The sequence below is a fragment of the Haloactinomyces albus genome (genome assembly GCF_031458135.1).
Taxonomy (GTDB): Bacteria; Actinomycetota; Actinomycetes; order Mycobacteriales; family Pseudonocardiaceae; genus Haloactinomyces; species Haloactinomyces albus.
On sequence record NZ_JAVDXW010000001.1, the window covers coordinates 1,072,395 to 1,085,511 of the forward strand.

The following is a 13,117-nucleotide window of genomic DNA, read 5'->3' on the forward strand; positions in this document are numbered from 1 at the left end:
CGACGCCCCCTGCTGGGCGGCACCGCGATGTGGTTGCCCCGAGACCTGGTGCGAGTCGCGCTCACGACCTCGCCCGCGACCGAACACCGCGTACCTCCTTGTTCCTTGCGCGCCTGCTGGGAGTCCTGCTCCGGTCAGCAGATTTCCTGGAGCGGTTGGTGTGCTGCCGTCCGCCACCGCTGCCGCTGTACTGCCTGGACCGTTTCGGTCGCTGGGGATGCGGTCTGTCGACATTCACCCGGATCTTCGCCGCACTGGCCGCTCCTCCCTTGCCGCTCGCCGCCTTGCGGGGAGCCGTCAGTTCACGCAACCACATCACCAATACCGCACTCAGCGGCCGTTCGTGGCTGATTCGGGAACAAATGATGCGAGTGACCGCGATCGTGATGATCACCGCCCACGCGGTGGAGAAGAACCCGAAGCCGATGTTCATCCTGCGTTCGGCCGCCAAGACGAGCAGGAACACCACAATCCCGACTCCCCATGCGACATAGCGCGCCCGCCACGGGAACGTCGCCTTCGGCGGCCCGAGCCAGACGGCGTCGACCCGGTAGATCTCATCGTCGGTGCGTATCCGCATGCTCAACCAACCCGTCGACCAGTCAGCACGATCATCACCCGCTGGTACTGAACAGTCCGGCGATGAACGTGCCGATGTCCACTCCGGTTCCGCTCACGGCGAGCCCGATGACCGCCAGCGCGACGAAGACACCGCCGACACGGCGCATGACCCCCGCGTTGTCACCCTTGCCACCGCCGAGCCACAGCAGCAGCAACGCAACCGCGATCAGCAGCAACGGCAGCAGATTGTTGAGGATCCAGCCGCGGAGACCTCCGGTGTCGAGACCGGTCTGCGCCAGCACGTCCCATTGCCCCACGAGTTCCAGCGGCACGGCAGTCATCTCTTCACTCCGGAGTACGAGCGGTGGTGTCGGGTCGGCGTCCGAGTCGGCCGGGACCGTCCCGGCGCGCAGTACGAGTAGAACACGGCAAGGTCACCAGCAGTAGTGGTCGAGCGTCCGGTGTGGCGCGTGGCGCATCGGCCGTCCACAGGCGAGGGTGAGTGTAGTGCTCCACACAGCCGATCGAACACCACGCAACGAGTGGTCGCAGGGAGACATTTTCGCCACGAACACGCCCTTGTTCACTCGCTTGTCGGTCCTCTCCCGCCGTGCCGTGTCGGCAACCGTGCTCCAGCGCCTGCCGCCATGGCGCATGATGCCCGTGATCGGATCAAACGGCCGTGAACTCGGCAGGCAGTGAACATCCTCGAAGTGATCATGACATCTCATCGCGTCCGGCACCGATCCGCCCATCCACCGGGATTTCCGCATCAGCGCAGCCCTGTGTTGCTGACCAGGAGAAAGGACCGCATCGCGAATTTCTCGTCACCGAGTAGCTCGACAGCACGCTCCCACTCTCCGGGAGAGACCGTGCCTTGGTCGAGAATCCTCCGGCGCAATTGGACGAGATTCGCCCGGATCAACTCGCAGCCGGGTGAACCGCCCGGCCACGCCTCCGTCCGTCCCACCGAACGGACATCGTGCAGGCCCCGGTACCGCAGTGCGGCGTAGAGGTGACGACCCCATCGGTTGTCGACGCCTGCGGCGGCCATGGCAGTCAGGTACGCCTCGAGGACCCGGTCGAAAACCTCGGCATCGCCGTCTTCCGGAGCCAGCAGCGTACCGGATCCCGCGACATCGAAGTCCTCCAGGACCAGCACCCCACCCGGCTTGAGCGCACCGATCAACCGATCCAGGACCCGGTCTCGTTCGGTCAGCAGGATCAACAGCAACCGAGCGTGCACGAGATCGTACTCGGCTTCGGGCAGTGGGTCGCGCGTGAGGTCGTGCTCCAGCACCCGGATGTTGCCGCCCTGCACTCCCTCCAGCAGGCGCAGGTCCGTGTCCGTGGCCACGACCTCGCCCGAGGAACCAACGCGGTCGGCCAGCCAGCGTGCGATCGAACCGCTGCCCGCCCCGGCATCCAGGCATTTCCACCCGGCCCGGACCCCGGACTCGTCGAGCCGCCGGATGCTCACGGCATCGAAGGCTCCCTCCAGGGCGCCCAGATGCCTCCGCGTGAGTGTGTCGTCCGATTCGAATACGTAGTTGCCCACGTCAACCTCCCGACTCCGGCGAGGTTAACGACTGCATCGCTCGCACGCCTCACCCGGAAGGAGGCCATTGGAGCGAAAACGGATGATTTTTCGGCAACCCATCGAACGAGCCGAAGGCCGCTCCGCCGTGCGGAGCGGATGAGTCGGCCTGTAAGCCGGATCCTGTTCCCGGGGGCCTTACGGCACTCCCCTTCGGCGACCATCCATCTCGGCCTGCCGTTGCCGACAGGCTCCAGCGGTCTACCCGCAGGTATCGGGCGGGCCGCCCTCGAGCACCTGCGCAGGCGCCGGACACGGCGCCCTCTTGACCTTGCTCCGGGTGGGGTTTACCGAGCCACCCCGGTCACCCGGGGTGCTGGTGGTCTCTTACACCACCGTTTCACCCTTACCCGGCCACGATGGCCGGGCGGTCTGCTTTCTGTGGCACTTTCCCGCGGGTCGCCCCGGGTTGCGGTTAGCAACCACCCTGCCCTGTGGAGTCCGGACTTTCCTCGACGGGGCACAGCCCCGACGCGGTCGCCCGGCCGACTCATCCGCACCTGCCAGGTTAGAACAACGAGACCCGGCGTGTTCATCCCACCCGGAAAACGCTCCCGCCCGCACTCGTGTGAGCGGGGCGAGGTTCCCGGGAGGCCTCCCGGCCACCGGAACCGACCAGGCGGGCGCTATGCCAGGTGGGAGGTGTCGTTGACCAGCCGGACCGAGGCGTTGCCGTCCGGGTAGAACTCGGCGATCGACAGCGAAGCCAGATCCAGGTGCAGCCGGTAGAACAGGGACGGCCCGGCATCCAGCGCGATCCGCAACAGCGCCTTGATCGGCGTCACGTGGCTGACCACGATGATCGTTCTACCTGCGAAGCGGCGCAGCAGCTCCTCGTGCGCCACTCGGACCCGGTCGAAGACCGTCACCATGCTCTCCCCGTTGGGGGGGTCGATGGCCGGATTGCCCAGCCACCGGCGGTGCAGGTCGGTGTACTGCTCGGCGGCCTCCAGGAAGGTCAACCCCTCCCAGTCCCCGAAGTCGGCCTCGATCAAACCGTCGTAGAACAGCAGGTCGCCGCCGGTGGTGTCGGCGACCGCCTGTGCGGTCTGCCGGGTCCGATCCAGTGGGGAGGAGATCACCGGAGCCGCCCCGTCGTCGGTGATCACCCCGTCCATCGCGGCCAGCCGTTTCGCCGCGGCCTTGGCCTGGCTCTCACCCAGTCCCGTCAGGGGGACGTCGCCGCGTCCGGAGTAGCGACGATCCACCGACAGCGCGGTCTGGCCGTGCCGCAGAATGAGCAACCGGGTCGGCGATCCCATCGCACCGGTCCAGGCCCGCGAAGCCTCCTCGTTACCCGCGGCGCCCGCGGTGGGTTCCTCGGTGCGCGCCGGTGCGGCAACATCCGGAGCCGCGCGCTGCTCACCGCTCGGACACTGCCCGTGGTCCGGCTCCTCGGCACCGCCGCTCGGGGCTGCGATACCGGCCTGACTGTCCATCGCCTCGTTGGCCAGGCGGTCGGCGTGCTTGTTGCGCTCGCGAGGGATCCACTCGAACCGCACCTGTTCCAGCGCACGGATCGTCTCCGCGGCCTTCCGCGCCAGCGGCTGCAGGCCTGCGTGCTTGACCTTCCACCGACCGGACATCTGCTCGACGACGAGTTTGGAGTCCATGCGCACCTCGGCCTCGGTGGCGCCCAGCTCGACAGCGGCCTCCAGACCGGCGATCAACCCCTGGTACTCGGCCACGTTGTTGGTCGCCTGCCCCAGGCCGCCCGAACGTTCGGCCAGCAGCGCACCATCGGTGTCCCGGACCACCGCCCCGTACCCGGCGGGACCCGGATTTCCTCGCGAGCCCCCGTCGGCCTCGATGACGACCCGCATGCTCACAGTCCCGACTCCTTGGTCCGCACCAGAATCGCGCCACACTCCTCGCACCGCACGACCTCGTCCGCAGCGGCCTCGCGGACGCGAGTCAGCGCCGTGCGGTCCAGTTCGATGCGGCACACGCCGCACCGGCCGCCCTGCAGCAGCCCCGCTCCGGCACCCCGTTGTTCGCGGATCCGGTCGTAGAGGGCCAACAGGTCCTCGGGGAGGTCGTTCACGAAAGCCGACCGCTCCGCGTCGCGTTTGGCTTCCGCGATGTCGAGGTCCTTCACCGCCTCGTCACGACGGCCCTGCGCGTCCTCCAAGGCGGTTTCGGCCGTCGAGACCGCGTCCCGCGCATACCCGACCTCGGTCTCCAGCGCCTCGCGTCGTTCCATGACCTCCAGCAGGTCGTCCTCCAGTGCGCCCCGACGCCGGGACAGCGTCTCCAACTCGTGCTGCAGGTCCTCCAGCTGTTTGGAGGAACCGCCTGCCTCCATCAGCTTGCGGTCGCGTCCCTCCCGGGCACGTACCTGCTCGACCTCGTTTTCCAACCGCTTGACTTCTTGGTCGATGTCGTCGAAAGAGGTCTGCGACGACACGAGGGAGTCCCGCTTGGTCTGCAGGTCACGTTCGGCCTGCCCGATCTCCTCCAGTTCCGGCAGAGTCCGGCGGCGGTGGTTGATACGACCGAGCTCGGTGTCGACTTCTGCGAGCTCGAGCAACCTGCGCTGCACGGCGGGGTCGGCTTTCACGCGGGCGCCCTCCCAGGGTCGGTGGCCGCACCGGCGGCGTGGATCGTCCAGGGGTCGGTGCGGCACGTGGAGACAAGAACTTCGACAGTATCCGGCAGTGCGGCGGCCACCACATCGGCGGCCTGCCTGCACCACGGCCACTCACTGGCCCAGTGTGCGACATCCACCAGCGCGGGCACCCGCACGTCCGGCACGTCCTCTCGGGCAAGATGCTCCCCGGCCGGGTGGTGGCGCAAATCCGCGGTGACGTACGCGTCCACCCCGGCGGCCGTCGCCGTGTCCAGGTGCGAGTCACCCGACCCGCCACACACCGCGACCGAACCGATCGGGCGATCCGGATCGCCCGCACCACGCACTCCCCACGCCGTGGCAGGCAAGCTGCTTGCGACTCGCCGGACGAAGTCCCCGAACGGTTCGGGTTCGGCCAGTGCACCGATCCGTCCCAAACCGGTGCGCGCTCCCTCCGCGTGAGCCGCCAGCGGGCCCGTGACGGTCAGGCCGAGTGCCGCCGCCAGTGCATCGGAAACTCCCGGAGCGGCGCTGTCGGCATTGGTGTGTGCGCAGTACAGGCCCACACCCGCGCGCACCAGCCGATGTATCAGCCTGCCCTTGGGATCGTCGGCGGGAACACCGTGCACGCCGCGCAGCAGCAGCGGATGGTGGGAGACCAGCAGTTGCGCGCCGGAATCGATGGCCGCGTTCACGGTCTCCTCGGTGGGATCGACGCAGAACAGGATCCGCTCCACCTCGGTCCGCGGATCCCCGCAGACCAGTCCGACGGCATCCCAGGACTCGGCGAGGCTCGGCGGGTACGCGGCCTCCAGCACGCTGACCACCTGCTGTATCCGTGTGCTCATGCGGTGGCTCCCTTCACCGGGTACTCCGTGGAACTCCGCCCCGGCCCGAGAATCCCGCGCAAGGCCTCGACGAGCATCGAGTTCTCCTCCGGAGCACGCACGGACACCCGGACGTGGTCGGTGTCCAGTCCCGGGAAAGTATCTCCCCGGCGCACGGCGATCCCGCCGCCACGCAGCTCCTCCCGCACCCGCTCGCCCCCGGCGATACGCAGCAGGAGGAACGGTGCCGCCGCCGGACCGTGCACGTGGACGTCGGCGAGCGCGTCGAGGTCGGCCGCGAACACCTCGCGGTGCGCGGCGATCCGCGTCGCGGCCTCCTCGGACTCGGCCAGCGCACCGCTGCCGCAACAGGCCGTGATCGCTTCGAGCGCGAGCGTGCCGAGCGGCCAGTGTGGACGGTGCGCGGCGAGTTCCGCGAGCAGCTCCGGTTCGGCCAGCGCGTACCCCGCGCGCAATCCCGGAAGGCCCCACATCTTGGTCAGGCTGCGTACCACCAGCACACCGGGGAGACGGCTCGCCGCGAGCGATTCCGGTTCTCCCGGTACGGCATCGGCGAAGGCCTCGTCCACCACGAGGACCCGGCCCGGCCGGGCGAGCAGGCGAATCGTCTCGGCCGGGTGCAGCACCGATGTCGGGTTCGTCGGATTGCCGAGCACGACCATATCGGCCTCGTCCGGCACTGCTTCGGGGCGCAGCCGATAGCCGTCCTCGGGAGCCAGCGGAACCCGGGTGATCGGCACGCCTGCACTGCGCAACGCGAACTCCGGCTCGGTGAACGACGGATGCACCACCGCCGCCAGGCGTGGCCGCAGGGACGGCAGCAGCGCGAAGCACTCCGCCGCACCCGCGAGCAGGAGCACGTCCTCGGCGGGGCGGCCGTGCCGCGCGGCGACCGCCGAGCGGGCAGCGGCCTCGTCGGCACCGGAGGGGTAGTGACCGAGCCGGTCCAGGGCCCCGGTCAACCGGGCGTGCAGCCACGGTGGCGGGCGGTCCAGGCGTACGTTCACCGCGAAATCGAGCAGGCCGGGCTCGGCGTCGATGTCACCGTGGTGGCGGAGCAGTTCCCGATCGTCCCGGCTCGTCATCCCCGGCAGTCTAGCCACCCGGCAGGAACATCGCGGAAGGCCTTCTATCCTCGGGGACCGTGCACGTGTCTGTTATCTGTACCGGAAACATCTGCCGATCCCCGATGGCGGCGCTGGTGCTGCGTGAGCACCTACGCCGTGCCGGGCTCGACGACCGGGTCGAAGTCACCAGCGCCGGAACGGGCCCCTGGCACGTCGGAGAGGCGGCCGACCCGCGCACCTGCACGGTGCTGGCCGAGCACGGTTACCCCACCGAACATGTCGCCGCCCAGCTCGCCGACGAACACCTCACGGCGGACCTGTTGTTGGCCATGGACGCCGGGCATCTGCGGGTCGCACGCGATGCCGTCGACGACCCGGACAGGGTGCGCCTGTTGCGCTCCTTCGACCCCGACTCCGACGCTCGGGCGGAGGTTCCCGATCCCTATTTCGGGGGTGATCGCGGCTTCGAGGACGCACTCGAGATGATCGAGGCCGCCATGCCCGGTGTGCTGGACTGGGTACGCGAGCGACTCGCCGATGCGGAGTCCCCCCGGGGTGCTTCCGGTTGATCCTGGTGGGCTCGGAAGTCCGGTGACCGCGGAAGTCTCGCCGGAAACGTCGAAGCCGTTGCACAGCGCTGCGTGGAGGAGCACATGAGCCGAACGGACCAGGCACTGGCCGCGGTGGCCGAGCTCACCGGCGATACGCCCGCCAGTGCGCGCCGGCTCGGCGGCGGTGACGCGGCGGCGACATTCGAAGTCGGCCTCGCCGACGGTGGCACGGTGTTCGCCAAGACCGCGAGCGCGGACATGCCCGGAGCATCGGCCGCCGAGGCCGCGTCGCTGGCCTGGCTTGCCGAGGCGGACAGCGTGCCCGTGCCCGCCGTGCACGGGCACGACGAGCACTGGCTCGTCACCGACCACATCCGCACGGCCTCGCCCACCAAACCGGCCGCCGAGGAGCTGGGACGCGGACTCGCGCGGATGCACGCCGCCGGTGCCCCGGCCCACGGTGCACCCCCGCCGGGCGGCCCCTCGGATGCGTGGATCGGGCTCGCTCCCATGCGCAACGAACCCACGCCCGAATGGCCGTCCTTCTACGCCGCGCACCGGATCGAGCCCTACCTGCGGCGCGCGGTGGACTCCGGCACGGTGACCGCGCAGGAAGGCGAGGTGATCAGTCGGGTGTGCGCGCACATCGAGGACCTCGCCGGCCCCGCGGAGTCCCCCGCGCGGCTGCACGGCGACCTGTGGAGCGGCAACGTGCACTGGGGCGACGGCGGAGACGGTACCCGAGCGTGGTTGATCGATCCCGCCGCCCACGGTGGACATCGCGAGACCGACCTGGCGATGCTGCAGTTGTTCGGTTGCCCACACCTCGACCGTGTTCTGTCCGCCTACGACGAGGTGCACCCCCTGGCCGAGGGCTGGCGCGACCGGGTGAGCCTGCATCAACTGTTTCCGTTGCTGGTGCATGCCGTGCTGTTCGGGCGAGGCTTCGCGACGCAGGCCGTCACCGCCGCCCGCTCCGCCCTCGGTTAGCTCCTCCCCTGCCCCGGACGGCGGAGGTCGGCCTCACCGGCTTACGGTGGACGAGTGCGCTTGAAGTTCCTGCTGCGGCCCGGATGGATCGCTCTGATTCTGCTGGTCGGAGTGTTCTCGACGATCTGCTTCACACTGCTCGCACCATGGCAGTTCAGCCGCCACACCGAGACGCAGGCACGCAACACCGCCATCCGGGAGTCGTCCAACGCCCCGGTCAGACCACTGCAGGAAGTACTCCCCCACGGTCGCACTCCCGGTCCCGGCACCGAGTGGATGCGGGTGACCTTCAGCGGACACTATCTGCCCGGGGCGGAGACGCTGGCGTGGCAGCGCACCGTGCTGGGTGAACCGGCATTCGAGGTATTGACCCCGTTTCGCCTGGACAGCGGCCGGACATTGCTGGTCGATCGAGGTTACATCCGGCCGGAGGAGTCGACCAAGGCACCGGACTACCCCGCACCCCCGGAAGGCCGGGTCACGCTCACGGCGCGGATCCGCAGTAACGAACAGGACCCGGAGCAGCGTCCGACCTTCCGCCACGACGGGCATCTCTGGACCTACGCGGTGAACAGCCGGACGATCACCGAGGGAACCGGGGTTCCGCTGCGTGCCGGTTACTTCTCCCTCGTACCGGACCAACCCGGCGTGCTCTCCCCGCTGCCGCTGCCCCGGCTGGAATCGGGACCGTACTTCTCGTATGCCATGCAGTGGATCATTTTCGGCACCATGGCACCTCTGGCGGCCGGATACCTGATCTACACCGAGGCACGCCGGTCGAGTGGATCGAACGGCCCCACCTCCGGCGCCCGGTACGGCAGTGCCGACAAGGGCCCCGGGCGGCGCCGGATGTCGGTGGCCGAGGCCATCGCCGAAGACGAGCGGCGGGAGCGGGAAGAAGCAACGCACTCTTCGTGAGAGTGCTTGTTTCCGGTCGGTGCGTCGGTGGTCGAGGATCCTCACAACCGCCGACGACGTGCACGGCCGAACCCGGCCAGCAGGGCCACACCGGCTGCAAGTCCTCCACTCGCGCGGCAGATCGCCCGCGAAAGCCGCACGCTGCGGGCAACATCGCCCACCTCGGCGGCCCGTCCCCGTCCCAGGACCGGACGGCTTTCCACGGCATGACCGTAAGCGATCCGGCCACCCAGCCGGACCCCGAGAGCTCCCGCGAAGGCCGCCTCGATCTGTCCGGCGTTCGGGCTCGGATGCGCCGATGCGTCACGTCGCCAGGTGCGCCAGGCATCGGCAACCGATCCCCCGACAACCGGAGCCCCCAGCGAGGCGAGTGCGGCCGCGAGCCGGGACGGCACCAGATTCGCGATGTCGTCGCATCGCGCCGAAGCCCACCCGAAGTTGCGGTAGCGGGTTCCCCGGTTGCCGACCATCGCATCCAGGGTGTTCACGGCCCGGTAGCCGACAAGGCCGGGCACGCCCGCGACGGCGCCCCACACCAGTGGGGCGACCACGGCGTCCGAGGTGTTCTCGGCCATCGATTCCACGCTGGCGCGCGCGAGCTCCTGCGCGTCGAGGTGCTCGGACCGCCTGCCGCAGAGATTGCCCAGCCGTCCGCGAGCGATCTCCACCTCGCCTTCCTCCAACACGCGAGCCATGGCGGCACCCTCACCGACCAGCGAGGTACCGCCCAGCACCGCCCAGGTGACGATGCCGGTCACAGCGGCATGGGTCAGAACATTGCGCCGGGACCACCGCTCGGCGATCAGTCCCAGCGAGGCGGTACCACCGACGAGGACACCGGTGTAGAGAACTCCGGCGGTGCGTCGGTCCCGGTGGAGCAGCTTCTCGGCCGTGGTCGCCGCTTTCCCGAAAGCGGCGACGGGATGTCCGCGCCGGGGATCGGCGATCACCGCGTCCGCGGCCACCCCGAGTACCAGTCCGACCGCCCTGCCCGCACTCACCCGTGTTCTCCTCGCCGTCCGATCCCTGCTGGTGCAGCCGCACACTACCGCCGCCGAACACGTCCCAGGTCAACACCCGACATGTGACCGGGTGGCCCGGCCGAACAGGTTATTGTTGCGGGCCGTGACGGTCCCCGAGCACGACGCTGATGTGCTGCCCCCTGCCGAGCGGGACACTGCCGAGCGGGACATGGCGCAGGAAGGCACCCGAGCCGAGCAGCGCCTGCAGCTGTTCGCCTACCTCCAGGCACCGGAGCACCACACCTACCTGGCGATCATGCGCCTGTTCACCTCGACGTTGCTGGCCGACCTGTCGGCGGACGAGGTCGCGGCGGCACTGGTGGGCGCCGAACGCGACGGCCGCATCGATGCGGGCGAGTCCGAGATCGGCACCGTCATCGACCGGCTCAGGCGCCTCGTCAAGTGGGGAAATCTGGTGGTCGGCCGCCGGGAGACGATCGCGTCCAGCATCGCCGAGTTCCAACACGGCAGTGTCCGCTACCAGGTCAGCAAACTCGCCGTACGCGTGCAGCGCGACGTGGACACGCTGTTGCATGTTCCCGAGGGCGCGCGCGAGGTCTCCCGCGAACTGCTCCCGGCGATCGAGCGCGGCGTGACCGAGATCTCCGCACTGCTGTCCGAGGCCCTGAGCGCCGAGCAGCACGATCCGGCGGCGAAACCGGCCGGGCAGGCCGGGGAACGACTCGCCGAGCAGGTCACCACCGTGTTCCTGCAGCACGCCGAACTCGCCGCGACGGTCCGCGACTTCTATGCCTACCTCGGTCAGGTGGTCACCCGGCACCATCTCGCACCGGAGGAGATCTCCGGATTCCGCAACCTGCTGGTCGAATACATCCAGATGGTCGTGGAGGACGTGCTGCGCCATACCCGGACCATTGCCGCCGCCCTCTCCGGCATCACGAGCAGGCGAGAGGAGCTGCTGCGGGTGCTGGGGCCCGCCGAGGACCTCGGTGCCGAGGTCGAACGGGCGCGGGGACGCACCGAGGCCGACTGGCAGGAGCTCACCGACTGGTTCGTCGACTCTCCGGGGCGCCCGAGTCAGGTGTCCTCGCTGCGGGAGGCCACTGCTCGCGCCATCGGCTCCCTGCTGGCCAGTGTGCGCAGGGCGACTTCCGACGGGGGGTTGATGCCCGGCCGCCGGGGCGATCTGTTGAAGCTGGCGCGCTGGTTCGACGAGGCGGAACCGGACCGTGCGCACCAGCTGTACGCGGCGACGTTCGGGCTGCACTCGGCACGGCACCTGCAGCCTGCACCGGACTACGACAGCGACAACCACGAGGTCGCCTGGCGGGACGGTCCCGTGCTCGACGTTCCGGTGAACGTGCGCAGTCGCGGAGATCGCGGCGCACGCGGGCGGGCCTCGCGCGTGCTGCACGATCCGATGACCGAGGAGGCACTGCTGTCCGAGGCCCGTGCGGAGAAGCGCAGGCGTCGCGCGGCGGCGGCCGAGCTGACGGCGGCGGCAGCCCATCCGACCGAGATCCGGTTGTCGACCGATGCGCTCGGTGTCCTGTGCGAACTGCTGACCAAGGCCCAGGCACAGCGAGAGCATCCGGACGACACCGGCTGGGCACGCGATCCGGTACACCGGCTGCAGGTCACCATCCGGCACACGGAGGGCCACGAAACCCGGATCGGCAGTTCCTCGGGCACGCTGACGCTGCGAAACACCGCGCTGGAGTTGCGCGGTGACGACACACCGGCCGAGGCAGGTACCGGGACGACAGCGAATTCCACCGTCTCCGGAGGCTCCCGATGAGCATGCGCGGCACGGCTGTTCCCGGCTTCGACGAGCTCGGAGACATCGAGGCGGCGAACGTGGTGCGGTGTGCCCGGGTGCTGCTGCGCCGACCCCTGCTGCATCCGGGCGGACCCGATGGTGATCTGCTGCCGATGCTGTACCGGCAGCGCGAGGTCCTGCAGGAGGTGTTCGACACCCTGCTCGGTTACCGGCTGAGCGTCCAGCGGCGCTTCGCCCGGCTCTACAAGGCGGGCTCGGGTGCGGACACCACGCGCGGGGTGTCCCTGTCCCCGCGCGGATATGCCTACTTCGCGCTGACCCTGGCCACCCTGACCGGACTCGGGCGGCAAGTCCTGCTGTCCCGGCTCGTCGGCGACATCCGCGCCGCCGCCGTCGAGTCCGGCATCGAGGTGACCGACGATCCGGCCGACCGCAGGGCGCTGACCGCCGCGCTGCGCCACCTCGTCTCGCTGGGCGTGCTGAGCGAAACCGAGGGCACGGTGTCCACATTGGCCGGCGATCCCACTGCGGAGGCCCTGATCACCATCGACACCGATCTGCTCGGTCAACTCGTCGCAGGCCCACTGGCGACGGCAACCGATGCCGACGACCTGATCACCAGGGCGAACATCGCGCGCCGGACCGATACGGGAGAGCCCAGTACGGAGCTCGCCGTTCGGCGCAGACTCGTCGAGGACCCCGTGGTGCACTACAGCGATCTGCCCGCCGAACAGGCCGCGTGGCTGCGGAGCAACCACGCGGGCGAGGCCGGAGTGCTGGAGCGCTACTTCGGCCTGGTCAGCGAAACCCGTCGGGAGGGCATGGTGGTCACCGATCCCGCGGATTACCTCACCGATGTGGTGTTTCCCGGTCCCGGCACCGTCGCCCGCATCGCGCTGCTGGCGCTGCCGTCCCTGCTGGAGCGCGGTCGTCCGCGCCAGGACGGAAAACATGCCGTGACCTGGCACGACCTGAAGGAGGTGTGTGGTGATCTGGTCGAGTCCCATCCGGCGGCGTGGTCCCGCCGGGCCACCGAGGACCCCGATGAACCGGTGCGCTCGGTCACGGCGCTGCTGCATCGACTCGGCGTGCTGAGCAGGCATGATTTCCCGGAAGGTCCTCGGTGGCTGGTCAGTCCGGCCGCGCATCGGTGGGTTCCGCACCCCGACGCGACTCCGGCACCCGCTCGGGAATCCGGGCCGCCGTCCCCGCAACCACCGGGATTGACGCTGTTCGACGAGCTGGAAGGGTAG

At 69.5% G+C, this 13,117-nt stretch carries 13 protein-coding genes and 1 other RNA gene; 5 read left to right on the forward strand and 9 right to left on the reverse strand.

What is annotated here, in order from left to right:
- Window positions 1-61 precede the first annotated feature (61 nt).
- From JOF55_RS04935 to cobC, 8 genes are all read right to left on the reverse strand, one after another.
- Window positions 62-580 carry a hypothetical protein gene (locus tag JOF55_RS04935; RefSeq protein ID WP_310270247.1) on the reverse strand — a complete coding sequence of 173 codons (519 nt, stop codon included), beginning with the start codon at window positions 578-580 and terminating at the stop codon, window positions 62-64.
- 34 nt (window positions 581-614) lie between these two features.
- Window positions 615-902: a hypothetical protein gene (locus JOF55_RS04940; protein ID WP_310270250.1), complete on the reverse strand. Its 288-nt coding sequence runs from the start codon at window positions 900-902 to the stop codon at window positions 615-617.
- A 431-nt stretch (window positions 903-1,333) separates the two neighbouring features.
- The gene (locus JOF55_RS04945; protein WP_310270253.1) at window positions 1,334-2,119 is read right to left on the reverse strand and encodes a class I SAM-dependent methyltransferase; all 786 of its coding nucleotides are present in this window, start codon (window positions 2,117-2,119) and stop codon (window positions 1,334-1,336) included.
- 135 nt (window positions 2,120-2,254) lie between these two features.
- Window positions 2,255-2,651: RNase P RNA component class A (gene rnpB, locus JOF55_RS04950), an RNA gene on the reverse strand.
- 133 nt (window positions 2,652-2,784) lie between these two features.
- Complete coding sequence (locus JOF55_RS04955) at window positions 2,785-3,987, reverse strand: bifunctional RNase H/acid phosphatase (protein ID WP_374727227.1); 1,203 nt, start codon at window positions 3,985-3,987, stop codon at window positions 2,785-2,787.
- The gene (locus tag JOF55_RS04960; protein ID WP_310270256.1) at window positions 3,984-4,718 is read right to left on the reverse strand and encodes a zinc ribbon domain-containing protein; all 735 of its coding nucleotides are present in this window, start codon (window positions 4,716-4,718) and stop codon (window positions 3,984-3,986) included. The genes JOF55_RS04955 and JOF55_RS04960 overlap by 4 nt, the downstream gene beginning before the upstream one ends.
- Window positions 4,715-5,575 carry a Nif3-like dinuclear metal center hexameric protein gene (locus JOF55_RS04965; protein WP_310270259.1) on the reverse strand — a complete coding sequence of 287 codons (861 nt, stop codon included), beginning with the start codon at window positions 5,573-5,575 and terminating at the stop codon, window positions 4,715-4,717. The genes JOF55_RS04960 and JOF55_RS04965 overlap by 4 nt, the downstream gene beginning before the upstream one ends.
- Complete coding sequence (gene cobC / locus JOF55_RS04970; RefSeq protein ID WP_310270262.1) at window positions 5,572-6,660, reverse strand: Rv2231c family histidinol phosphate aminotransferase CobC; 1,089 nt, start codon at window positions 6,658-6,660, stop codon at window positions 5,572-5,574. The genes JOF55_RS04965 and cobC overlap by 4 nt, the downstream gene beginning before the upstream one ends.
- Window positions 6,661-6,719: 59 nt before the next feature.
- On the opposite strand from cobC, the gene JOF55_RS04975 reads away from it, so the two are divergent.
- From JOF55_RS04975 to JOF55_RS04985, 3 genes are all read left to right on the forward strand, one after another.
- Window positions 6,720-7,211, forward strand: coding sequence for a low molecular weight protein-tyrosine-phosphatase (locus JOF55_RS04975; protein ID WP_310270265.1), 492 nt, complete (start codon window positions 6,720-6,722; stop codon window positions 7,209-7,211).
- Between the two features lie 84 nt (window positions 7,212-7,295).
- On the forward strand, window positions 7,296-8,183 hold the full coding sequence (locus JOF55_RS04980) for a fructosamine kinase family protein (RefSeq protein ID WP_310270268.1): 888 nt from the start codon (window positions 7,296-7,298) through the stop codon (window positions 8,181-8,183).
- Between the two features lie 54 nt (window positions 8,184-8,237).
- Window positions 8,238-9,101 (forward strand): SURF1 family cytochrome oxidase biogenesis protein, encoded by an 864-nt coding sequence (locus JOF55_RS04985; RefSeq protein WP_310270271.1) that lies wholly within the window; start codon window positions 8,238-8,240, stop codon window positions 9,099-9,101.
- Window positions 9,102-9,142: 41 nt separating this feature from the next.
- On the opposite strand, the gene JOF55_RS04990 is transcribed toward JOF55_RS04985, so the two are convergent.
- Window positions 9,143-10,102: a cobalamin biosynthesis protein gene (locus tag JOF55_RS04990; protein WP_310270274.1), complete on the reverse strand. Its 960-nt coding sequence runs from the start codon at window positions 10,100-10,102 to the stop codon at window positions 9,143-9,145.
- A 124-nt stretch (window positions 10,103-10,226) separates the two neighbouring features.
- Between JOF55_RS04990 and JOF55_RS04995 the strand changes: the two genes are divergently transcribed.
- Both JOF55_RS04995 and JOF55_RS05000 read left to right on the forward strand, forming a co-directional pair.
- Entirely contained in the window at window positions 10,227-11,882 is a 1,656-nt protein-coding gene (locus JOF55_RS04995; protein WP_310270277.1) for a DUF2397 domain-containing protein, read from the forward strand.
- Window positions 11,879-13,117 carry a TIGR02678 family protein gene (locus JOF55_RS05000; RefSeq protein WP_310270281.1) on the forward strand — a complete coding sequence of 413 codons (1,239 nt, stop codon included), beginning with the start codon at window positions 11,879-11,881 and terminating at the stop codon, window positions 13,115-13,117. The genes JOF55_RS04995 and JOF55_RS05000 overlap by 4 nt, the downstream gene beginning before the upstream one ends.